At 64.9% G+C, this 21,621-nt stretch carries 19 protein-coding genes; 10 read left to right on the top strand and 9 right to left on the bottom strand.

All coding sequences use genetic code 11. The annotated features are described in order from the left end of the window. The first annotated feature begins 58 nt into the window (after window positions 1-58). Genes AS156_RS20315 through AS156_RS20305 form a run of 3 tightly spaced genes read left to right on the top strand, consistent with a single transcriptional unit; the run spans window position 59 to window position 3,107 of the window. Entirely contained in the window at window positions 59-1,588 is a 1,530-nt protein-coding gene (locus AS156_RS20315; protein WP_082747653.1) for a sensor histidine kinase, read from the top strand. Continuing rightward, window positions 1,585-2,025 carry a response regulator gene (locus tag AS156_RS20310; RefSeq protein WP_066507977.1) on the top strand — a complete coding sequence of 147 codons (441 nt, stop codon included), beginning with the start codon at window positions 1,585-1,587 and terminating at the stop codon, window positions 2,023-2,025. Before AS156_RS20315 ends, AS156_RS20310 begins: the two co-directional genes overlap by 4 nt. After that, a complete protein-coding gene (locus AS156_RS20305) occupies window positions 2,022-3,107 on the top strand; it encodes a sensor histidine kinase (RefSeq protein ID WP_066507976.1) in 1,086 nt (361 codons plus the stop codon). The genes AS156_RS20310 and AS156_RS20305 overlap by 4 nt, the downstream gene beginning before the upstream one ends. A 23-nt stretch (window positions 3,108-3,130) precedes the next feature. On the opposite strand, the gene AS156_RS20300 is transcribed toward AS156_RS20305, so the two are convergent. The 6 genes from AS156_RS20300 to AS156_RS20275 are packed head-to-tail and all read right to left on the bottom strand — an operon-like array spanning window position 3,131 to window position 13,036. Continuing rightward, window positions 3,131-3,457, bottom strand: coding sequence for a BA14K family protein (locus tag AS156_RS20300; RefSeq protein WP_245312987.1), 327 nt, complete (start codon window positions 3,455-3,457; stop codon window positions 3,131-3,133). Window positions 3,458-3,468: 11 nt separating this feature from the next. Beyond that, entirely contained in the window at window positions 3,469-3,783 is a 315-nt protein-coding gene (locus AS156_RS20295) for a hypothetical protein (protein WP_066507973.1), read from the bottom strand. 8 nt (window positions 3,784-3,791) lie between these two features. Then, window positions 3,792-5,267, bottom strand: a complete 1,476-nt coding sequence (locus AS156_RS20290; protein WP_066508314.1) for an efflux transporter outer membrane subunit — start codon at window positions 5,265-5,267, stop codon at window positions 3,792-3,794. 45 nt (window positions 5,268-5,312) lie between these two features. Next, entirely contained in the window at window positions 5,313-8,597 is a 3,285-nt protein-coding gene (locus AS156_RS20285) for an efflux RND transporter permease subunit (protein ID WP_066507971.1), read from the bottom strand. Between the two features lie 3 nt (window positions 8,598-8,600). Continuing rightward, entirely contained in the window at window positions 8,601-11,708 is a 3,108-nt protein-coding gene (locus AS156_RS20280; protein ID WP_066507968.1) for an MdtB/MuxB family multidrug efflux RND transporter permease subunit, read from the bottom strand. Continuing rightward, complete coding sequence (locus AS156_RS20275) at window positions 11,705-13,036, bottom strand: MdtA/MuxA family multidrug efflux RND transporter periplasmic adaptor subunit (RefSeq protein WP_066507967.1); 1,332 nt, start codon at window positions 13,034-13,036, stop codon at window positions 11,705-11,707. Before AS156_RS20275 ends, AS156_RS20280 begins: the two co-directional genes overlap by 4 nt. A gap of 84 nt (window positions 13,037-13,120) precedes the next feature. Here AS156_RS20275 and AS156_RS42240 point away from each other — a divergent pair, with 84 nt between their 5' ends. Together AS156_RS42240 and aat are read left to right on the top strand one after the other, a co-directional pair. Continuing rightward, window positions 13,121-13,648, top strand: a complete 528-nt coding sequence (locus AS156_RS42240; protein WP_136626338.1) for a hypothetical protein — start codon at window positions 13,121-13,123, stop codon at window positions 13,646-13,648. 119 nt (window positions 13,649-13,767) lie between these two features. Beyond that, a complete protein-coding gene (gene aat, locus AS156_RS20265) occupies window positions 13,768-14,448 on the top strand; it encodes a leucyl/phenylalanyl-tRNA--protein transferase (protein WP_066507965.1) in 681 nt (226 codons plus the stop codon). A gap of 46 nt (window positions 14,449-14,494) precedes the next feature. On the opposite strand, the gene AS156_RS20260 is transcribed toward aat, so the two are convergent. Then, complete coding sequence (locus tag AS156_RS20260; RefSeq protein WP_066508313.1) at window positions 14,495-15,466, bottom strand: DUF2155 domain-containing protein; 972 nt, start codon at window positions 15,464-15,466, stop codon at window positions 14,495-14,497. A 267-nt stretch (window positions 15,467-15,733) separates the two neighbouring features. Here AS156_RS20260 and AS156_RS20255 point away from each other — a divergent pair, with 267 nt between their 5' ends. The 3 genes from AS156_RS20255 (at window position 15,734) to AS156_RS20245 (ending at window position 18,281) form a co-directional block, all read left to right on the top strand. After that, a complete protein-coding gene (locus AS156_RS20255; protein WP_066507963.1) occupies window positions 15,734-16,513 on the top strand; it encodes an SDR family NAD(P)-dependent oxidoreductase in 780 nt (259 codons plus the stop codon). Window positions 16,514-16,599: 86 nt separating this feature from the next. Beyond that, entirely contained in the window at window positions 16,600-17,541 is a 942-nt protein-coding gene (locus tag AS156_RS20250) for an alpha/beta hydrolase (protein WP_066507961.1), read from the top strand. A gap of 251 nt (window positions 17,542-17,792) precedes the next feature. Next, window positions 17,793-18,281 carry a hypothetical protein gene (locus AS156_RS20245; protein ID WP_245312986.1) on the top strand — a complete coding sequence of 163 codons (489 nt, stop codon included), beginning with the start codon at window positions 17,793-17,795 and terminating at the stop codon, window positions 18,279-18,281. A gap of 242 nt (window positions 18,282-18,523) precedes the next feature. On the opposite strand, the gene AS156_RS20240 is transcribed toward AS156_RS20245, so the two are convergent. Then, complete coding sequence (locus AS156_RS20240; protein WP_066508309.1) at window positions 18,524-19,462, bottom strand: GlxA family transcriptional regulator; 939 nt, start codon at window positions 19,460-19,462, stop codon at window positions 18,524-18,526. Between the two features lie 121 nt (window positions 19,463-19,583). Between AS156_RS20240 and AS156_RS20235 the strand changes: the two genes are divergently transcribed. After that, window positions 19,584-20,270, top strand: a complete 687-nt coding sequence (locus tag AS156_RS20235) for a DJ-1/PfpI family protein (protein ID WP_066507960.1) — start codon at window positions 19,584-19,586, stop codon at window positions 20,268-20,270. 372 nt (window positions 20,271-20,642) lie between these two features. Here AS156_RS20235 and AS156_RS20230 read toward each other — a convergent pair whose 3' ends face one another. Next, window positions 20,643-21,053, bottom strand: coding sequence for an NADH:ubiquinone oxidoreductase subunit NDUFA12 (locus AS156_RS20230; RefSeq protein ID WP_066507956.1), 411 nt, complete (start codon window positions 21,051-21,053; stop codon window positions 20,643-20,645). 366 nt (window positions 21,054-21,419) lie between these two features. Here AS156_RS20230 and AS156_RS43740 point away from each other — a divergent pair. Beyond that, the coding region (locus AS156_RS43740; protein ID WP_210184216.1) for a hypothetical protein at window positions 21,420-21,621 on the top strand (202 nt) is incomplete at its 3' end.

Raw genomic sequence — 21,621 nt, 5'->3', positions numbered from 1 at the left:
TAGGGTTGATAGCATTCCACGGGGGCGCATTGGGCTCCATCCTTGTAACGAGACGATCGTGACGCCAGTTTCACGACGTCGGAGCGCTCTGCAGATCCTGCTGCTCTCAGTGGGCTTTGTGGTGCTGGTCGCGATCAGCGTGGCCTCCGTCCTCCTGGTCAACAAGGCGCGCAAGGACAACGCTTGGGTCGTCCATACCGTCGAGGTCGAGGGCCAGATCGCAAGCCTGCTGGTGGAGATCCGGCGCGCCGAAAGCGCGACCAGGGCCTATCTGCTGACCTCGGCACCGCAGCACCTGGCGGAATATCAGTCTGCCGCAACCGGCATCCCGCCCGCGCTCGACCATCTCGCAAAGATCACCACCGACAACCCGACGCAGGTCGCCAACAGCCAACGACTCAAGATCGCGATCGACCGGCGGCTGTCGGAGCTCGCCCGCGACATCGACCGTGCCAAGAACAACGACGTCGCGGACAGCATCGCCGACCTGCGCAGCACCTCGTCAACGGACGCGGTGGCGGCCATCGCGCGGATCGGCACGGACATGCGCACCGAAGAGAACCGCCTGTTTACAATGCGCACGGCGACGGCGGACCAGACCCAGGTGCTCGCATCCTCCGTGACCATCGCGGGCTCCTGCATGGTGCTGGCGCTCGCCGGCTTCTCGATCGTGCTGTTGCGGCGATCCTCGCGGGCCCGTGACGAGGCCGAGGCCAGGCTGCGCGACAGCTACGTCAACCTCGAAGCGACCGTGGACGAACGCACCGCCGACCTGCGCGAGGCCAATGAGGAGATCCAGCGCTTCGCCTATATCGTCAGCCACGATCTGCGCTCGCCGCTGGTCAATATCATGGGCTTCACCAGTGAGCTGGAGGAGCTCCGCGGCGACATCTTCAAGCGCATCGCCACGCTCAATCGGGCAACATCACTGGCGCCGGCGATGCCGGATGACGCGACCGATACCGCCGAGCCCGAGCTCGAAGGCTCCGACAAGCAGCTCTCCGACGATTTCAACGAGTCGCTCGGCTTCATCAAATCGTCGATCGCCAAGATGGACCGGCTGATCACCGCGATCCTCAATCTCACGCGCGAGGGCCGTCGCGAGTTCAAGGCGGAACGGATAGATGTCCAGGAGCTGATCGACGGCATCGTCAAGACGGTTGCTCATCAGGCGGCCGAGAGCAGCACCACGATCGAGATCGGTTCACTGCCCGATCTCATCTCCGACCGCCTGGCGCTCGAGCAGATCTTCTCCAACCTGATCGACAACGCGCTGAAATACCTCAGGGACGGCGTCCCCGGCGAGATCTCGATCAACGGCCGCACCAAGCTCGGCTTCGCGATCTTCGATATCTCGGACAATGGCCGCGGCATCGATCCGAAGGACCATCAGCGCATCTTCGATCTATTCCGCCGCGCCGGAACCCAGGACAAGCCGGGCCAGGGTATCGGTCTCGCGCATGTGCGCGCACTTGTGCGCCGACTCGGAGGCACCATGTCGGTGGCATCGGAACTCCACAACGGCAGCACCTTCACGATAACACTGCCCATCAACTGGACAGGCAGGAACCGGGACAAAGCTTCATGAGCAATCCAGTTACCATCATCATGATCGAGGACGATGAGGGCCATGCTCGCCTGATCGAACGGAACATCCGGCGATCCGGTGTCAACAACGAGATCGTTCCGTTCACGAATGGCACAGAGGCTGTGAACTATCTCTTTGGCAAGGATGGAACCGCTGCCGAACGCAAGGGTCACGCCCTGCTGATCCTGCTCGATCTCAATCTGCCTGACATGACCGGCATCGACATTCTGAAGCGAGTCAAGGAGAACAAGTATCTCAAGTCGACGCCGGTGGTGGTGCTGACCACGACAGACGACTCCCAGGAGATCAAGCGCTGCTACGAGCTCGGCTGCAACGTCTACATCACCAAGCCGGTAAACTACGAAAGCTTCGCGAACGCCATTCGTCAGCTCGGCCTCTTCTTCTCCGTGATTCAGGTTCCTCCAGCTTCCCCATGACCAACGTGACGCCGACACTGCTCTATATCGATGACGACGCGACACTGGCGCGGCTGGTTGAACGCGGGCTGACGCGCGCGGGCTTCAAGGTCGTGCATGCCGTTGACGGCCAGGAAGGCATCGATCGTCTCGCGCAGGGCGGCATCGACGTCATTGCGCTCGACCAGTACATGCCCGGCCTCGACGGGTTGGAGACGCTGGAGCAGATCCTGAAGATTGCCGATGCGCCGCCGGTGGTGTTCGTCACCGCCTCGCAGGACTCCGCGATCGCGGTCACCGCGCTGAAGGCCGGCGCGGCGGATTATCTGGTCAAGGACGTCAGGGGCGACTTCATCCCCCTGCTCCAGGTCGCGGTGAACGGCGCGATCCGGAGGGCCGCGATCCAAAAGGCGCGCGACGAGGCCGAAGCCGAAGTGCACGCGTCACGGGATCGCTACGCGGCGCTCGCCGCCGAACGCGAGGTCCTGCTGCGCGAGGTCAACCACCGCGTCGGCAATTCGCTGCAGATCATCGCCTCGCTGCTGCATCTGCAGGCCAACTCGGCGACCCAGAACGACGTCAAGGCGGCGCTGACCAACGCCATGGGCCGTGTCGCCGCGGTCGCGCAGGTGCACCGCCGCCTCTACACCTCGCAAGACTTCAAGACGGTGATGCTGAACCAGTATCTCGAGGCACTGCTCGAGGATCTCAGGCGATCGGCCGAGGGCAACAAGATGTCGCGACTGACGCTGAAGGCTGACCCGATCGAGATCGACCCTGACCGCGCGGTCGCAATCGGCGTCATCGTCAACGAGCTGGTGATGAACGCCGTGAAATACGCCTATCCCGACGGTGCCGGCCCGATCCATGTCGAGCTCAAGCCGGAGGGCGACGATCTGCAGCTCGCGATCAGCGACGAGGGCGTCGGCTATGCCGACAACGCCGATCCGCGCGGTACCGGCATGGGCCAGCGCATTGTTGCCTCGATGGCTGCCAAGCTCGACGCGAGCGTCGAGCGCGATCCGGATCACAAGGGCACCAGGGTTCTCGTCCGCTTCCGCCGCGAAGCGGCCACCGCGCCGAGCAGCGCGGCGGCGAAGTAGTTCGCCCTCGCCTTCACTCTTCCTCAGTCGTGGTGAGACCGGTGCCTCCGCTTCCGGTGCGGGCCACAATCCCGACACGGGGCGGCAAAAACCACTTGCGACGGATATGGCCGCGCCGAGCGGTACGGCGTCGATCCGAACAGCCCCGCCGCGCCGAATCCGGCGCTGAAGGTGTCAGCGGCAAAATTGCCGGGAAAAAAACCGTTGTTCCGGAAGTCGCGATCGTCGTCCCGGCCGTCGAAAAACCAGCCGCTGGTGTAGCCGAAGCGCAGCGGGCGCTCCTGTGCGGACGCGGCCCCGGCACATAGCGCAATGGCAGCGCAGGCGATGAGCCCTTTCAATGCGGTCATGGCAGCGGTCCTCATGGCCGAATGGTTCCCCAGTCACCCTTCCAGGCGATCAGATGCCCTCTCCCGAATTGCAGGTAAAGTCCGTCGCTGCGGTTCGAGAAGATGCTTCCCTTGACATTGGGCCGCGCGACGAAAAGCTCGTTGCCGGGGCGACCGCGAACGTAGCTCAGCGGCACCCCGAGCGCCCGGCTCGCCTGGTCGGCCGTCATGCCGAAGGTCAGTGCAGTGCTGTTGGGTGCAAGCCGCTGCTGCGCGCGAGCCGCGCCGGACGGAACGCTCAGCGCGATGACGAGACCAACCAAGACAAGTGCCAGGGATCGTTGCATGGCCGTCCTCATTGCAGCGCCGCGAGCGTGCCGGACGGCGTCCAGCCGCCGCCGAGCGCCTGGAACAGGCTGCTTGCCGCCAGCAGCTTGTTGAGCCTGACCGTGACCAGATTGTTCTCGGCCGTGAACAGCGTCTGCTGGGCCTGCAGCACGGTGATGAGATTGATCGTACCGCCGCGCAGCTGCGTCTCGGCGACCTCGAACGCCTTGCGCGAGGCCGCCACCACGTCGGACTGCAGGCGCTCCTGCAACGTATACTTCTGCAGCGCGATCAGCGCCTTCTCGACGTCGGCAAAGGCCGACAGCACGGCCTTGCGGTAGGCTTGCAGGTTCTGCAGCTGCTGGCCCTTGGCGAGCTTGAGCTGGCTTTCCAGCAGGAAGCCGTCGAACAGCGGCTGGGTCAGCCCCGCGGCGAGCGTGTAGTACCACGCGCCCGGAGCGAACAGCGAGGCGAGCGCCGCGCTCTGAAAGCCGGTGGTGCCGGTGAGCTGGATCTGCGGGAAGAACGCCGCGCGCGCCGCATCGACGCTGAAATTGGATGCGACGAGCTGCGCCTCGGCCTGGCGAATGTCAGGCCGCTCGTACAGCAATTCCGAGGGCAGCCCCGGTGTGACGCGCGGGACCGTGATCTGCGTGGTGCTGCCGCCGCGCACATTGAAATTGGCCGGCGCGCGCGCCACCAGCAGGGCCAGCGCGGCAGTGCTCTGCCCCACCGTCACCTCGAGCGGCGGGATCGCAGCGCGCTGGGTCGCGACCAGCGCCTCCTGCTGCGACACGTCGAGCTGCGAGGCGGTGCCGCCGGCGAATTGCTGCTTGATCAGCGCCAGGATGCGCTCGGCTGCAGCCAGGTCACGGCGGGTCACCTTGATCTGGTCCTGCGCAGCAAGCAGCTGGAAGTAGGTGTTGGCGACGGTCGCCATCGTGGTCAGCGCCACCACCTCGCGATTATAGCGGGAGGCCGTGGCGCTCTCCTCCGACGCCGCCAGCGTCGCGCGGTTCTTGCCCCAGAAATCGACGATGTAGCTTGCGCTCAGCCCGATATTGTATTGCGAGAATGTGCCACCGCTGCCGCCGAACGAACCAGACGAGCTCGAACTCGTCGATCCCGCCGCCAGCTTCTCGCGCGTGGCATTGGCCGTGCCGTTGATGGTCGGCAGCAGCGCAGCACCGGAGACACCGGTCTGCGCGTCGGCCTGGACGATCTGGGCGATCGCGACCGCGATATCGAGATTGTACTGCTGCGCCGATTCCATCAGCCCGGTCAGTTCGGCGGAACGGAAACCGCGCCACCAGGCCAGCGCCGGAACGGCCGCATCGGCGTCGCCCTTCGCGGCGGTCTTGTAGCTTGCCGGCACTTCGAGGTTGAGCTCGGGTCGCTCCGCCCCCGGGATGCAGCCCGACAGGCCGAGGCCGACCCCCACGACCATCACGAGCGCAGGCCGTCTGCCGGGACGGGCCGTCCGCTCACGCGGAAGACGGGCCATCTTCCGCGCCATCTGAAGGTTTCGCAACGCACTGGCTATCGGCATTTACTCGCCCGGTTGGAGGGACCCTGGAATCCGTGTTGCATTCCCGCCACGCCGCACGCGCTGGGCCCACAGCCGGAACCGGTCGAGATAGAGATAGATGACCGGCGTCGTATAGAGCGTCAGGACCTGGCTCAGGATCAGGCCACCGACGATAGCGATGCCGAGCGGCTGCCGCAGCTCGCCGCCTTCACCCATGCCCACCGCCAGCGGCACGGCGCCGAGCATCGCAGCCATGGTCGTCATCATGATCGGACGGAAGCGCAGCAGGCAGGCTTCCCTGATCGCCTCGAGAGGCTCCAGCCCGCGACTGCGCTCCGCCTCCAGGGCAAAATCGATCATCATGATCGCATTCTTCTTCACAATGCCGATCAGCAGGATGACGCCGATCAGTGCCATGATACTGAACTCGGTCTTGAATACCATCAGCGCCAGCAAGGCGCCCACACCTGCCGACGGGAGTGTGGATAGAATCGTCAGCGGGTGGACGTAGCTTTCGTAGAGCACGCCGAGCACGATGTAGATCGTCACCAGCGCCGCCAGGATGAGGAACGGCTGGTTGTTCAGGGAGTCCTGGAACACCTTGGCGGTGCCCTGGAAGGTGCCGCGGATCGTGGCCGGGACCCCGATCCGGTTCATGGCGGCCTCGATGCTGGCGACCGCGGTGCTCAGCGAGACGTTCGGCGGCAGGTTGAACGAGATGGTGTTGGCGACAAGCAGGCCCTGGTGATTGACCGCCAGTGGGGTCGCCCCCTGCTTGAAACTGGCGACCGCCGAAAGCGGGATCACGGTCTCGCTGCGGGTGCTGACCGCCGATCCGGTCGAGGCAACGCCCTTCCCCGTCGCGCCGATCGAGTTGGTGGCCTGGTTGCGCGCCGCCTGGGCGTTGGCCGACGCCGCCGCGCTCGCCGTTCCGGACGCGACCACGGTTCCCGCCACGGCATTGGTCGATTGCGACCCGCCGACCGATGCGCCGGACGTGCTGATATAGACGTCCTTGAGCGTCTGCGGGTTCTGCCAGTAGCGCGGCGCCACCTCCATGATGACGTGATACTGGTTGCGCGCGACATAGATCGTCGATACCTGGCGCTGGCCGAATGCGTCGTAGAGGGTGTTGTCGACCTGGCTCACGGTGACCCCGAGCCGGGCCGCGGCGTCCCGGTCGATCACGACGTTGGACTCCAGGCCCTTGTTCTGCTGGTCGCTGTTGACGTCGGCAAGGTCGGGATCGCGCTGCAGGGCCGCCGCGATTTTCGGCGTCCATTCATTGAGTTCCTCCAGCGTCGGCCCCTGCAACGTGTACTGGTACTGCGCGTTGGACGCCCTGCCGCCGACGCGGATATCCTGCACCGCCTGCAGGAACAGGCTCGCGCCGGGCACCACCGACATCGCGCGACGCAACCGGGTGATCACGCCGTCGGCGCTGATCTTGCGCTCGGCAATCGGCTTGAGCGAGACGAACACGAAGCCGGAATTGGTCTGCCCGCCGCCCGTGAAGCCGACCGCCGTTTCCACGGCGGGGTCGTTCTTGATGATGGTCACGAACTGCGCCAGCTTCTGCTGCATCAACTGGAACGAGACGCTCTGGTCGGCCTGGATCGAGCCGACCAGCCGGCCTGTATCCTGCTGCGGGAAGAAGCCCTTCGGGATCACGACATACAGATAGACGGTGAGACCGATTGTGACGAAGAAGATCAGCACCACGCTCAGGGGATGCGCGAGCGCGCTCGTCAACGTCCTGCGATAGAAGCCCAGCATGGCCTCGAAGAAGCGTTCGCTGATCTGATAGACCCTGCCGTGGCGGCCGGTCTCCGGTCGCAGCAGCACGGCGCACATCATGGGCGTGGTCGCGAGCGAAACCGCGAGCGAGATCAGGATCGAGATCGAGATCGTCATTGCGAATTCGCGGAACAGGCGGCCGATGATGCCGGACATCATCAGGATCGGGATAAACACCGCGATCAGCGAGATGCTCATCGAGAGCACGGTGAACCCGACCTCGTTGGCGCCCTTGAGCGCCGCTTGCAGCGGGCTCATCCCCTGCTCGATGTAGCGGGTGACGTTCTCCAGGACGACGATGGCGTCGTCGACCACAAAGCCGGTCGCAACCGTCAGGGCCATCAGGGACAGATTGTCCAGACTGTAGCCGATCAGGTACATCGCCCCGAAGGTCGCAACCAGCGATACCGAGACGGCGACCACCGGGATGAAGGTGGCCCGCGCACTGCGCAGGAACGCGAACACCACGATGATGACCAGCAGGACGGCGAGGATCAGGGTTCGCTCCACGTCGCGCAGCGACGTGCGGATGGTCGTCGACCGATCGACCGCCAGACCGATATCGATTGCCGGCGACACCGACGCCTTGAGCTGCGGCATCAACCCCTTCACCAGATCGACGGTGCTGATGATGTTCGCATTCGGCTGGCGGTAGAGGATGATCAGCACCGCCGGCTTGCCGTTGGCGAGGCCGGAGTTGCGCAGATTCTCCACGCCGTCGACCACTTCGCCGACGTCGGACAGATGAACCGCCGCGCCGTTGCGATAGGCCACGATCAGCGACTTGTAGTCCTCCGCCTTGTTGGCCTGGTCGTTGGCGTAGATCTGGTAGCGCTGGTCGCCGACGTCGATCCCGCCCTTAGGGCTGTGCGCATTGGCGTTTGACAGCGCGGCGCGAACGTCCTCAAGGCCGATGCCGTATTTGTAGAGCGCCTGCGGGATGAGCTCGACCCGCACGGCCGGCAGCGAGCTGCCGCCCACCACCACCTCGCCGATCCCCTCCACCTGCGACAGCTTTTGGGCCAGCACGGTCGAGGCCGCGTCGTAAAGATCGCCGCGCGTCATGGTATCCGACGTCAGCGTCAGGATCAGGATCGGCGCATCCGCCGGATTGACCTTCCGGTAGGTCGGATTGCTGCGCAGGCTGGTCGGCAGATCGGCCCGCGCCGCGTTGATCGCGGCCTGCACGTCGCGGGCCGCCCCGTTGATGTCACGGTTGAGCCCGAACTGCAGCGTGATGCGGGCCGAGCCGACGGAACTGGACGACGTCATTTCCGTGACGTCGGCGATCTGACCGAGATGGCGTTCCAGCGGGCTTGCCACTGTCGTGGCGACATCCTCCGGACTGGCGCCGGGCAGCGTCGCTCGCACCGAGATGGTCGGGAAATCCACCTGTGGCAGCGGTGACACAGGCAACTTGAAGAACGCCACCACGCCGGCCGCCGCGAGCCCGAAGGTCAACAGCGTCGTGGCGACTGGCCGCCGGATGAATGGTGTTGACGGATCCATGGCTCAATGCGACCCGCTCGCCTCGCCCACCTCCCTTGAGCGCCCGGCAAACCGGACCGCAAGGCGGTCGAACCAGAGATAGATGACCGGCGTCGTGAACAAGGTCAGCATCTGGCTCACCAGCAGACCGCCGACGATCGAGATGCCGAGTGGATGCCGCAACTCGGAACCTGCGCCGGTGCCGATCATCAGCGGCAGCGCGCCGAGCACCGCGGCCATCGTCGTCATGATGATCGGCCGGAAACGCAACAGGCACGCCTGGTAGATCGCCTCGCGCGGCGGCTTACCCTCGTTGCGCTCGGCATCGAGCGCGAAGTCGATCATCATGATCGCGTTCTTCTTGACGATGCCGATCAGCAGGATGATGCCGATGATCGCGACAATCGTGAGATCCTGCTTCGCCATCATCAGCGCCAATAGCGCGCCGATGCCGGCCGAGGGCAACGTCGAGAGGATCGTGAGCGGATGGATGAAGCTCTCATAGAGCACGCCCAGCACGATATAGACCGTGATGATCGCCGCGAGGATCAGGAAGAGCTGGTTGGAGAGCGACGACTCGAACGCCAGCGCCGCACCCTGGAAGCTCGTAATGACGCTGAGCGGTTGGCCCATGTCGATCTGGGCCTGCTTGATCGCCGTCACCGCCTCGCCCAGTGAAGCGCCGGGCGCCAGGTTGAAGGAGACCGTCGCCGACGGGAACTGGCCGAGATGCGAGACCTGCAACGGCGCAGTCTCCTCGCGCATCTTCGCCATCACCGACAACGGCACCGGCGTGGAGCCCACGGACGACGGCAGATAGATCGACGACAGCGATTGCAGCGATTTCTGCAGGGTTGGATCGGCCTCGAGGATCACGCGGTACTGGTTCGAATTGGTGAAGACGGTCGAGACGATGCGCTGGCCGTAGGAATCATAGAGCGCGTTGTCGATCGTCGCAGGCGTGATCCCGAACCGCGCGGCCTGGTCGCGATCGATCTCGACGAACACCGAGAGACCCTGCGCCGAGACGTCGCTGGTGACGTCGGCGAGCTCCGGCAATTGCTGCAATCTGTCGACGAGCTTGGGTGTCCAATCCGCGAGCTGGGCCGGATCGGCATCCTGCAGGATGAACTGGTATTGCGTCCGGCTCACCGTGCCTTCGATGGTGAGGTCCTGGACCGGCTGCATGTAAAGCGTGATACCGGTCAGCGCCGCTGTGCTCGCCTTGATCCGGTCCATCACTGTCGATATGTCGGCCTTCCGCTGCTCGTGCGGTTTCAGGTTGATCAGGATGCGGCCGCTGTTGAGCGTGGTGTTGGTGCCGTCGACGCCGATGAACGATGACAGGCTGTCCACGTCCGGGTCCTTCAGGATCACGCTGGCGAGTTGCTGCTGACGCTCGGCCATCGCCGCATAGGAGACCGATTGCGGCGCCTCCGAGATCGCCTGGATCACGCCGGTGTCCTGCAGCGGGAAGAAGCCCTTGGGGATGATGACGTAGAGCCACGCGGTGAGACCGAAGGTCGCGAGCGCGATCAGCAGCACCAGCGGCTGGCGGTCCAGCACCCAGTTGAGCATCCGGCCGTAGATCGCGATGACGTAGTCGAAGCCTTCCCGGCTGAGCCGCTGGAAGGTGTTCTCGCGCGCCGCGTCTTCCGCCTTCAGCAGCTTGGCGCAGGCCATCGGCACCAGCGTGAGCGACACCACGGCGGAGATCAGGATCGTGACCGACAGCGTGATCGCGAATTCGCGAAACAGGCGGCCGACGACATCGCCCATGAACAGCAGCGGGATCAGCACCGCGATCAGCGACACCGTCAGCGAGATGATGGTGAAGCCGATCTGCTCGGAACCGCGCAACGCCGCTTCCAGCGGTGGCTCGCCCTCCTCGATGTAACGCGAGATGTTCTCGATCACGACGATGGCGTCGTCGACCACGAAGCCGGTCGCGATCGTGAGCGCCATCAGCGACAGATTGTTCAGGCTGAAGCCGAACAGATACATGGCCCCCAGCGTGCCGACCAGCGAGAGCGGCACCGACAGGCTCGGGATCAGCGTGGCGCGGGTCGAACGCAGGAAAACGAAGATCACGAGGACCACCAGGATCACCGCGAGCGACAATTCGTACTCGACGTCGCGGACCGAGGCCCGGATCGTCACGGTCCGGTCGGTCAGGATGTTGAGATCGATCGCGGCCGGCAGCGTCGCCTGCAGCTGCGGCAGCAGCGCCTTGATGCCTTGGACCACCGAGATCACGTTGGCGCCGGGCTGGCGCTGGATGTTGAGGATGATCGCGGGCGTCTCGTTCATCCAGGCGCCGAGCTTGTCGTTCTGCGCGCCGTCGACGACGTCGCCGACATCGCTGAGGCGGACCGGCGAGCCGTTCTTGTAGGCGACGATCAGCGACCGGTAGTCGGTGGCGTTGCGGATCTGGTCGTTGGCATTGATGGTGTAGGCGCGCATCGCGCCATCGAAATTGCCCTTCGGCGTGTTGACGTTGGCGTTGCCGAGCGTGGTGCGGAGATCGTCGATGTTGAGGCCGTAGGCCGCGAGCTTGCGGATGTCGGCCTGGATGCGCACGGCAGGCCGCTGGCCGCCGCTGATGCTGACGAGGCCGACACCGGGCAACTGCGAGATCTTCTGCGCCAGCCGCGTATCGACGAAATCCTCGACCTGGGTCAGCGGCATGGTCTTCGAGGTCAGGCCGAGCGTCAGGATCGGCGCGTCCGCCGGATTGACCTTGGCGTAGATCGGCGGCGCCGGCAGGTCCGACGGCAGCAGGTTGCCCGCGGCGTTGATCGCAGCCTGCACCTCCTGCTCGGCCACATCGAGCGAGATCGACAAGCCGAATTGCAGCGTGATGACGGAGGCGCCGGCCGAACTCACCGAGCTCATCTGGTTCAGGTTCGGCATCTGCCCGAACTGCACCTCGAGCGGCGCCGTCACCGACGACGTCATCACGTCAGGGCTGGCGCCCGGATAGAAGGTCTGCACCTGGATGGTCGGGTAGTCGACCTCAGGCAGCGCCGCGACCGGGAGAAATCTGAACGCCAGCATGCCCGACAGCATGATGGCGATCATCAGCAGGGTCGTTGCCACCGGCCGAAGGATGAATGGCCGTGACGGGTTCATTGCTTCTGTCCGTCCTCGGAGCGCTTGCCCTTGCCGCCACCTGTTTTGCCCGGATTAGCCCCCTTGGCGTCTCCCTTGGCAGCATCACCTTTGCTGTCACTCTTGGCGCCGCCCTTGGCCGCGCCTGCCGGATTGGTGGCATCCGCCGCGGTGCGGACGACCACCTTGGCGCCCTCGCGCAGCTTGTCGGCGCCGTCGATCACGACGCGATCGCCGGGCGAAAGCCCCGAGATCACCTCGACGCGGTCGCCGTCGGTGACGCCGAGCTTCACCGGCTTGACCGAGACGGTGCTGTCGGCATTCACGAGATACACGAAGGTGCCGGGAACGCCGCGCTGGATGCCCGCGGTCGACATCGTCGTGACATCCTTGTGCGTGTCGAGCAGCAGGCGGATGTTGACGAACTGGTTCGGGTAGAGCGTGCGCTTGTCGTTCTCGAACTTGGCGCGCAGCTTGATCGTGCCCGTGGTCGGATCGATCTGGCTGTCGAAGGTCTGCAGGCTTCCTTCAGCGAGCTTGTTGATGCCGCTGCGATCATACGCCGCCGTCGGCAGCACCGCGCCCTCGCGCAGCCGCTTCGCGACCGCCTGTAGATTGTCCTCCGGCAACGTGAACAGCACGCTGATCGGCTCGAGCTGGGTGATCACGACGAGGCCGTTGGTGTCGCCCGGGGTCACGTAGTTGCCGAGGTCCACCTGGCGCAGACCGACGCGCCCGTTGATCGGCGACACGATGTGGCAATACGCCAGATTCACCTCGGCTGATTTCACCGAGGCGCGGTCCGCTTCCACCGTGCCTTGATACTGCGCGACCAGTGCGACCTGGGTATCGAGCGTCTGATGCGGTACAGCGTTCTGCGCCGCGAGACCCTGGTAGCGCGTGAGATCGACCTGAGCGCCCTTCAATTGCGCTTCGTCGCGCGCGAGCTGGCCCTTGGCCTGTGCCAGCGTCGCCTCATAGGGGCGCGAATCGATCTCGGCGATCAGGTCGCCTCTCTTGACCTCGTCGCCTTCCTTGAAGTCGATCTTCATCAGGTAGCCGCTGATCTGGCTCCTGATCGTCACCGTCGCGAGTGAAGTCACGGTGCCGAGCGCGTTGAGGCTGACGCCGATGTCGCCCTTGGCCACGGTCTCCGGCACGATCGACATCGGCGCGCTGTTGCGTCCGCGGCCGGCCTGTTGCGGCGCGCTTTGATGCCGCGTCCACCAGACGATGCCGGCAAGAAACGCCAACACGATAAGCGTCGTCAGTACGACCCGGCCACGCGACGTCTGCTTGGGCGCGTCAATCGATGGATGGATGGTCGGATCTTTTATCTGCTGGTCCATGAGTAGCCCACGAAGAAACACGAACGGGCTCGCGCGATTCTCTGTGTCCCCTGAACCCGCGCGCGCCACACCCGAGGAAGCATCTTGAACGCTTCCGGAAGACAAAGCGCGTTAACAATCGGAAAGGATGGTGCTCCACCGATCGATCTCGCCCTTCACGCCGGACTGTCTTGCAGTTTACCCGATCGTCTGCAAGCAGGGCAACACAATCAGCAACAATCCGACAAGGTAGATCACATCAAAGATCAGCTCGAATGTCTGGATGACTTCGAACGTGATCACGGCGCACACGTAGCAGCCTTGATAAAGCCCGACCGGAGCGGCAGCAGGCCGATATTGAAGCCGTCCCGCAAGAGCAACACCAACGGCGCGCACGCGACCGTGATCGTTCATGACGCGATGGCAGCCTCATCGCAGCCGACCACGACGTTGGTGTGTCGTGGCGCCGTCACGCTGGTCGATTGGCGTTCAAAACGGATGACAGATGAGCCACACGGCCGGCGACGCGAGCGGTCCTCCTGGCAATTTCCTTGCAGCATCCCCCTCACCTGTTTTGACTTTCCGCCGCACCACGACCCTGTCGCCGATGCTGCCAATTTTCGTCGCAATTGAGCATCGGGTCGCAGTCACCGTGGGACACGCCTGTGGAGGAACCGGCGTATCCGGTCAACACTGCGCAAACGTCGGCGCAGCCCATCGCGTCACCGCCAAGCGTTTGCTATCCTCCGCCCATGACATCGCACGACTCCGCCTCTTCCGAAATCACGCCTGAAGTGCTGCTGCGTGCCTATGCCTGCGGCATCTTCCCGATGGCGGAGAGCGCCGATGATCCGACCCTGTTCTGGGTTGAGCCAGAACTGCGCGGCGTGATTCCGCTCAACGGCTTTCGCGTCGCCTCCCGCCTGGCGCGCACCGTGCGTTCGGATGCGTTCACCGTGACCGTCGACACTGCATTCAAGGCCGTGATCGCGGGCTGCGCCGCGCCACACCCCGGCCGCGACGACACCTGGATCAACAAGCGCATCCGCGATCTCTATGTTGGGCTGAACACCCTCGGCCATTGTCACAGCGTCGAGGTGTGGGAGAACGATGATCTGGTCGGCGGGCTCTATGGCGTGAGCCTCGGCCGCGCCTTCTTCGGGGAAAGCATGTTCCACACCGCGCGCGACGCCTCGAAGGTCGCGCTGGTGCATCTGGTGGCACGCCTGATCGCCGGCGGGTTCGAGCTGCTCGACACGCAATATGTCACCGATCACCTGAAGACGTTCGGTGCGATCGAGATTCCACGCCGCCGCTATCGCGCGCTGCTCGACAGGGCGATCGCGGGTGCGCCGGCGGATTTTCACAAGCTCGACGCCACGCAGCCGATCAAGGGCGCGGATGCGCTAGCGATTATCGAAGAGCGCAATTGAAATAGCCCGGAGTGCAGTGCGCTCCATCCGGGCTACGAGATCTCAACTAATTCCCGAACAACCCGCCGAAGAGGCCGCCCGGCCGCTGCTGTTGTTGGGGCGGCGGAGGTGGCGGGGGCTGCTGCTGATACTGCGGCGGCGGCGGCGCCGGACGCGGCGCGGCCTGCCTTGCCGGACGCTTTTGGGCGGGCGCCGGCGGTGGCGGCGTCGTCGCCTTCGGCGGATCGGGCGCGGCGGTCACGATGGTCTGGTCCGGCCCTTTGCAGTCGGTCAGCCAGATGTCGTAGATCGGGTGTTCGACGCCGTGCAGGCCGGGGCTTGCGGCAAACATCCAGCCCGAGAAGATCCGCTTCACCTCGCCCTGCAGCGTGATCTCGTCGACCTCGACGAAGGCATCGGTGTTGGCGGCTTCGGTCGACGGCCGCGTGTAGCAGGCATCGGTCTTCACGCGCAGCGCGCCGAACTGCACGGTCTCGCCAATATCCTCGTCGAAATTGATGATGCGCCCGGTGATCTTGTCGAGGCCGGAGAAGCTCGCCTTCTTGTTGGTGATCTTGGTCGACGGCGGCTCCTGCACCACCTCGTCACCGGGCTGCAACGCCGCAGGCGTCTGCGGCGAGCCCTTAGGCGGCGGACGCTGCCCCGGAGGCACGGTGGCGACGTTGGGAGCGCCGGGCTGCGGCGGCTGCACCGCGACGCCGGGCTGGGCGTTCGGCGGGGCCACAGCGGTGCCCGGTGGCGGCGCCAGGGGCTGCGACTGCACGCTGCCGGGCGGCGGCACAGCCTGCCCCGGTGGCAATGCCCGGTTCGGCGTCGGCAGCACCCGGCCGCGCGGCAATTCCGGCACGTCCTCGTCGTCGTCGCTCGGCGGCATCTGGCCGCGCGGAATCGCGCCGGGCGGACGCGGCGGCGGATCGGAGAAAATCGTTCCGATCTGCGCGCGTGCGGGCGGCGCAAGCGAGACGATTGAGGCGGCGACCAAGGCCGCAAAGCCAGTCAGGGCAATGGTTCGAAACATCTCGCGCGGCTTCAAGAGGCGAATCGGGCTTGCGACAGTTTACCTTTGATATCGGCCGCTCGCAGGCCCACCGGTTAACACGCCGAATACGGCGGGGAAAGGGCGGTTTACCGCCCTTCCCGGCCACTGGTCAGGCCTACTGGTCAGCCCTACTGGTCAGCCTTGGGAACACGTGGAATAGTCCGCGGGCCGAACGCGCGCGGCCAAGCGCGAAAACGAGGAATAATCCGGCACTGAACCGGACCAGCCAAAGGAAACCCAGGGAACATGCCCGATCGTATCAGGCTCGATGGCCGGGTGGCCGTCGTCACCGGCGCTGCCGGCGTCATCGGAACAGCCACGCTCCAACTGCTTGCCGAACGCGGCGCGCGGATTGTCGCAGTCGACCGCCGCGAGGCCGACCTGAAGGCCGCCATCAAAGACCTGCCGGCCTCGGCGGAGGCGCTCGCGGTCGCCGCCGACGTCACCCAGGAAGATGAGGTGAAGGACTATGTCCGCGCCGCGGTCGACCGGTTCGGCACCATCGACGCCTTCTACAACAATGCCGGCATCGAGGGCGACATCAAGCCGATCCCGGAATATTCGCTCGAGAGCTTCCGCCGCGTGCTCGACGTCAATGTCGTCGGCGTCTTCCTCGGCATGAAGCACGTGCTGCCGGTCATGCTGAAGCAGAACAAGGGCAGCATCATCAACACTGCCTCGATCGCGGGCCTGATGGGCTCGCCGATGATCGCGGTCTACAGCGCGAGCAAGCATGCGGTGATCGGGCTCACCAAGAGCGCGGCCTGGGAATGCACCGGCACCGGCGTGCGCGTCAATTGCGTCTGCCCCGGGCTGATCGACAGCCGGATGCTGAGCACCATCCTGCAGGGCCGCAGCAGCGGCAACGCGCCCCCACCCAACGAGAAGATCGTCGATCGCATCCCGGCGCGTCGGCTCGGCCTCGCCAGCGAGGTCGCCTCAATCGTCGCCTTCCTCGCCTCCGACGAAGCGAGCTACGTGTCGGGCTCCGCCTATACCGTCGATGGCGGCCGCACCGCGGCTTAGGGCCAACTGTCATTCCGGGTTCGATGCTTCGCATCGCCCAGGAATGACACCAATGAAGAACTGAACAGCAATAGGTCAAAAGCAATATGCCCGTCGTTCTCGATCCCGATGCCGCCGCCGTCTACAAGGCATTCCAGGAAGCCGGCCGTCCCGCTTATGAGACGCTCACTGCGCCGGAGGCGCGCGAATATTATCGAGCCGCCCGCGTCGTCAGCAATCCCGAGCCGCCTGCCCTTGAATCCAGCAAGCCGCTCGCGATCCCGGCGCCGCACGGCACGATCCCGGCCCGCATCTACACGCCGACGACGCTGCGCAAGAGAGATGGCCTCGCGCCGTGTCTGGTATTCCTTCATGGCGGCGGTTGGGTGATCGGCGACCTCGACACCCATGAGGTGGTTTGCCAGAAGCTCGCGCATGAGGGTGAGTTGATGGTGATCTCGGTCGACTATCGCCTGGCGCCCGAGCACAAATTCCCCGCCGCAGTCGACGATGCCGTCGCCGCAACCCGATGGGTCGCCGCCAACGCCGGGGATCTCGGCATCGATGTCTCGCGCCTGGTCGTCGGCGGCGACAGCGCGGGCGGCAACCTCACGGCCGTGGTCGCGCTTGCGGCGCGCGATGGCGGGCCGAAACTGGCCGGCCAGTTGCTGGTCTATCCCGCAACCGACTTCGCGCGACAGCATCCTTCGCACCGCGAGCCGGAAACCAGCGTGCTGCTGACGCATTCGGTGATCGGCTGGTTCGCCAATCATTATCTCGGCGGCGCTGAAAGCAGCGACTGGCGCGCCTCGCCCGCCCGCGCGAAGAGCTTTGCCGGCCTGCCGCCGGCCTATGTGCTGACCGCCGGCGCCGATCCCTTGCGCGACGAAGGCGACGAATACGCAAAATTCCTGAAGGACGCCGGCGTGCCCGTGACCTACCGGCATTTCCCCGGGCAATTCCATGGTTTCTTCACCATGGGCAAGCTGCTCAACCAGGCCAATGTCGCGGTCACCGAGATCAGCGCCTGGCTGAAGAGCCTGAACTGAGCGTCGATCGACGCGGTGTACGAATTGGGTTGACCGGAGGTCTTCCGATCTCCGGTCTCCCATTGCTCTCTACGGCATTCCGCTAGATTTCATTCTGTTCGGATTGACACCGCTTGGCGTCACCCTGTTCCATCATCACACACTCGCTGCCGCGTTGACTGGACTTGCGGCGATCATCGGCACGCGTGGAGCGAGCGTGGTGCGGTGCACAATTGCATACTTCATAGTTGTTGAAAAACGAGACAAACCCGTTGACATTGCTAAAGTCAGTTTGCCGTAACAACTTATGGAGCGTTCGCATGAGTGTCAGTGCAGAAGTCCTCACCCGCGCCCCGTTGCAGTTGGAACAGATCGAAGCCGAAGCCAATCCGGCTGCCCCGCATCGACCGCGCAGCAACATTCGGCCCATGTCACCGATGCCGGCCTATGTCGAGCACCGCAACGGCGTCAACGAGGTTGGCAAGCTGTCGGCCGAGGCCGTCGTGCGCGAATACGAGGCGGCCGTGACGGAGATCGAGGCCCTTGGGACAGAACTGCAGTTGGCCGCCAAGAAGTGCGAGACGATGGTCGCAGGCGTCCATGACATGATCGCGGAAATCAAGGAATTCGCTGCAGGCTATCGTGATCAGGGCAAGCGATTCTTCCTCCAGATCGAAGCCGTCTCGTTGATGACCACGGAGGTCAGGGATACCTGCGAAATACTCAAGAAGAAGATCGCGGCTGACACACTGACCCAGTGATATTTCGGCCGCCGTCTCGTGATCACTGCATCAATGGTGATGTGCGTGACGGCAGCGCTGATCTTATGTGAGGTGAATGGCCCGCCTCATTCCGGAGCGGCGGAATCGCGTGGTTCGATTCAGTCCCAAGTCGTTCAACATTCTGCCCAGCTTCGGCGAGATTTTTTTTGTGCCGTAAGCGAGCAATTGCGCGCCCAGCCCGTCCAAGGACCGGGCGCGGCCGGAATCGTTGAGCCGACGACCTACCCCGCCCTCGCCGCGCGGCGCAGCGATTGCGGCGGTTGGCCGAACGCGCGGATGAAGGCGCGGCGCATCCGTTCGGGATCGCGGAAGCCCGTGATCTCGGCGACGCGCTCGATGGCCTCGCCCGACGACTGCACGCGCTGCCGCGCCACCTCGATCCGCAACCGCTCCACGGCTTTCGACGGGGTCGTGCCGGTCTCCGCAATGAACGCGCGGGTAAAATGCCGTGAGCTCATGCCTGCCTTCTCCGCGAGGTCCTCGACCGTCAGCGGCGCGTCGAGGTTCTCGCGCGCCCAGGCGAGCAGCGGCCCGAAGCGGCCGTTCGGAGTTTTCAATTCCAGCAGCGAGGAAAACTGCGACTGCCCGCCGCTGCGACGATGATACAGCACGAGCTGACGCGCGGTGTTCTGTGCGATCTCGTCGCCATAGTCTTCGGTGATCATCGCGAGCGCCAGGTCGATGCCGGCGGTGATGCCGGCCGAGCTCCAGATATTGCCGTCGCGGACGAAGATCTGGTCGGGCTCGAGCTTGATCTTCGGGTAGGTCTTCACGAAATGCGGGGTGCGCTGCCAATGCGTCGTGGCGCGGCGGCCGTCGAGCAAGCCGGCCTCGGCCAGCACATAGGCGCCCGAGCAGACGCTGGCAACGCGGACGCCGCGGCCGGCCAGGCGCCGCACGAAGTCCAATGTGGTCGGACAGGTCGCCGGCGTGCCCACGCCATTGCCGCCCGCAATGATCAGCGTCGTGATCGCCGTTGACGGCTTCAGGCCGCGCGCGAGCATCTCGACGCCGGACGAGCTGCGCACCGGGCCGGCCTTCACTGCCAGCGTCCTGATCTGCGGTGCGTTGCTGGCGAAGCGCGCGGCGATCTCGAATGCCGCGATCGGGCCGGCCGCGTCGAGCAGCTGGAAGTCGGGAAAGATCAGGATGCCGATCATCGCCAAATCCTCGTCAACGGACACTGTATCCTCTGTGTCCTGAAATGAGGGAAATACGCCATTTCGGACCAGAGCGCATCATGGCATTGTGGCGCAGTCAAGCGATATTTGGAGGCTTCCGATGCCTGAAACCCTGCAGATTGGACTGCTCGTCTTCCCGAAGGTGACCCAGCTCGACCTCACCGGCCCGCTGCAGGTGTTCTCCTCGGTGCCCGGCGCCAAGGTGCACCTGATCTGGAAACGGATCGAACCCGTGCCGACGGATTCGGTGATGGTTCTGACGCCGACCATGACCTTTGCCGATTGCCCGCAGCTCGACGTGATCTGCGTGCCCGGCGGGATGGGCACCGACGACATGGTCGGCGACGACGAGATGCTCGCCTTCCTGCGCAAGCAGGCCGACGGCGCGAAATACGTCACCTCGGTTTGCACCGGTTCGCTGGTGCTTGGCGCGGCCGGACTGCTCAAGGGTTACAAGGCCACCACGCATTGGAGCGCGATCGATTTCCTGAAAGGCTTCGGCGCGATCCCGACCAAGACCCGCGTCTGCGTCGACCGCAACCGCTTCACCGGCGGCGGCGTCACCGCCGGGATCGACTTCGCGCTGACACTGGTGTCCGAGCTCGTCGATCGCAAGACTGCGGAAGCGATCCAGCTCCGGCTCGAATACAACCCGGCGCCGCCGTTCAATGCCGGTTCGCCCGACACCGCGCCTGCCGAGATCCTCGCCTTCATGAAAGAGCGGATTGCGCCATCGCAGGCGCGCCGCACCGAGTTGATGGGCCGTGCCGCATCGCGCCTGTCCTGACCCCGCGGATCGCTCGCAAAGGGCGAGCAACAAAGAAAAAGGCCGCCTGGTTTCCCCGGCGGCCTTTCCTATCTCACGGTGGCCTCAACATCTGCGGGCGATTTCAGGATATCCGCACCGGGGGCCTATCTCCCGGCCGTATCCTACTCGGAGGCCGCTGCTTCATCGGGACAGTCGCGATTCTGGAGCCCGATCCGACGCGATGGTCTCCCATCTCCGTAAGATGACCCTATTGAGCCGCGAAGCCGGGATTGGCGCAAGCGCAGAAACCCGCATGCGCTGGCCTGTCCCCGCTGTTACCATTGTCCACAGCCACGCGTGCGCTGCACGCGAGCACTCTCGCGCGCGCGTTCGAACAGCAATGTCGGATGATCAGCTTCCGGGCGTCCAGGCGTGGTAGTCGCCGGTCGCCTTGGGGCGGCGGCCGCTCGCCATGGTCGAGCCCGACGGACGGTAGGCCTGCGACGTGCCGGTCATGTTCGGCACATGCGGCTTCTCCCACTCCCGTGCCGTGTAGTTCTGCTCGGTGGGGGGAACGTCGACGGTGTGATGCAGCCAGCCGTGCCAGCCGGCGGGGATGCGCGAGGCCTCGGCATAGCCGTTGTAGACCACCCAGCGGCGCTCGAAATGAAGCGTCGGGTCGATCTCACCACCCTTGGTGCGATAGTAGCGGTTGCCCTGCTCGTCCTGGCCAACCAGCTCGCCGTAGCGCGCGGTCCACAATTGCGTGCCAAAGGTCTGGCCGTTCCACCAGGTGAAGAATTTCAGCAGGAATTGTTTCATGCGCGGCCGGTCGTCGGTTCGAGGCAGTCCGGGCTCTGATGCCACCTGAATCTCCAAATGTCCAGCCGCCGGACGCGGCCCCGCCGTCCGGCACAATCGGGGCTGGGATACCGCCTGTTGGCGACCAAATGACGCGGCGAGCGGCACGCGTGTTCACCCGTCATACATGTGCCTCCTGACAAGCAAAGGTGACGCACAATCAACGTGCGGCGCGGGAACGTCCGACCCCAGAAAAAGTTAGACATCGTCCCGTTTTGATGGAGTCCAATATGATCAATCTGAAGGTTCTGAGCGCCGCTGCGGCGTTGGCGCTTGGGCTGCCCCTGGCGGTGCCGACGGCGTCGTCGGCGCAAGGGCTGGTCCGGAATGACGGCGCGCGCGGGGGTGGCGGTGGCGGCGCTGCTCATATCGGCGGCGGTGGCGGTGGTGCCATCGGCGGTGGAGGCGGGATGCGTTTTGGCGGTGGAGGCGGCGGTGGTCCGGCCATCGGGCAACGCCTTGCCGGTGGCGGTGTCGGCCCGCGCGTCGACGGCGCAGGAGCAGGCCTCGGACCGGGCCCGCGGGTTGG

Source organism: Bradyrhizobium macuxiense (genome assembly GCF_001542415.1).
Taxonomy (GTDB): Bacteria; Pseudomonadota; Alphaproteobacteria; order Rhizobiales; family Xanthobacteraceae; genus Bradyrhizobium; species Bradyrhizobium macuxiense.
This window is presented reverse-complemented; position numbering and strand designations above follow the sequence as displayed.

Excerpts from the sequence above, each read along its gene's own strand:
- AS156_RS20310 (WP_066507977.1), top strand. The coding sequence starts at position 1,585 with ATGAGCAATCCAGTTACCATCATCATGATCGAGGACGATGAGGGCCAT.
- AS156_RS20305 (WP_066507976.1), top strand. The coding sequence starts at position 2,022 with ATGACCAACGTGACGCCGACACTGCTCTATATCGATGACGACGCGACA.
- AS156_RS20300 (WP_245312987.1), bottom strand. The coding sequence starts at position 3,457 with ATGACCGCATTGAAAGGGCTCATCGCCTGCGCTGCCATTGCGCTATGT.
- AS156_RS20295 (WP_066507973.1), bottom strand. The coding sequence starts at position 3,783 with ATGCAACGATCCCTGGCACTTGTCTTGGTTGGTCTCGTCATCGCGCTG.
- AS156_RS20290 (WP_066508314.1), bottom strand. The coding sequence starts at position 5,267 with ATGGCCCGTCTTCCGCGTGAGCGGACGGCCCGTCCCGGCAGACGGCCT.
- AS156_RS20285 (WP_066507971.1), bottom strand. The coding sequence starts at position 8,597 with ATGGATCCGTCAACACCATTCATCCGGCGGCCAGTCGCCACGACGCTG.
- AS156_RS20280 (WP_066507968.1), bottom strand. The coding sequence starts at position 11,708 with ATGAACCCGTCACGGCCATTCATCCTTCGGCCGGTGGCAACGACCCTG.
- AS156_RS20275 (WP_066507967.1), bottom strand. The coding sequence starts at position 13,036 with ATGGACCAGCAGATAAAAGATCCGACCATCCATCCATCGATTGACGCG.
- aat (WP_066507965.1), top strand. The coding sequence starts at position 13,768 with ATGACATCGCACGACTCCGCCTCTTCCGAAATCACGCCTGAAGTGCTG.
- AS156_RS20260 (WP_066508313.1), bottom strand. The coding sequence starts at position 15,466 with ATGTTTCGAACCATTGCCCTGACTGGCTTTGCGGCCTTGGTCGCCGCC.
- AS156_RS20255 (WP_066507963.1), top strand. The coding sequence starts at position 15,734 with ATGCCCGATCGTATCAGGCTCGATGGCCGGGTGGCCGTCGTCACCGGC.
- AS156_RS20250 (WP_066507961.1), top strand. The coding sequence starts at position 16,600 with ATGCCCGTCGTTCTCGATCCCGATGCCGCCGCCGTCTACAAGGCATTC.
- AS156_RS20240 (WP_066508309.1), bottom strand. The coding sequence starts at position 19,462 with ATGATCGGCATCCTGATCTTTCCCGACTTCCAGCTGCTCGACGCGGCC.
- AS156_RS20235 (WP_066507960.1), top strand. The coding sequence starts at position 19,584 with ATGCCTGAAACCCTGCAGATTGGACTGCTCGTCTTCCCGAAGGTGACC.
- AS156_RS20230 (WP_066507956.1), bottom strand. The coding sequence starts at position 21,053 with ATGAAACAATTCCTGCTGAAATTCTTCACCTGGTGGAACGGCCAGACC.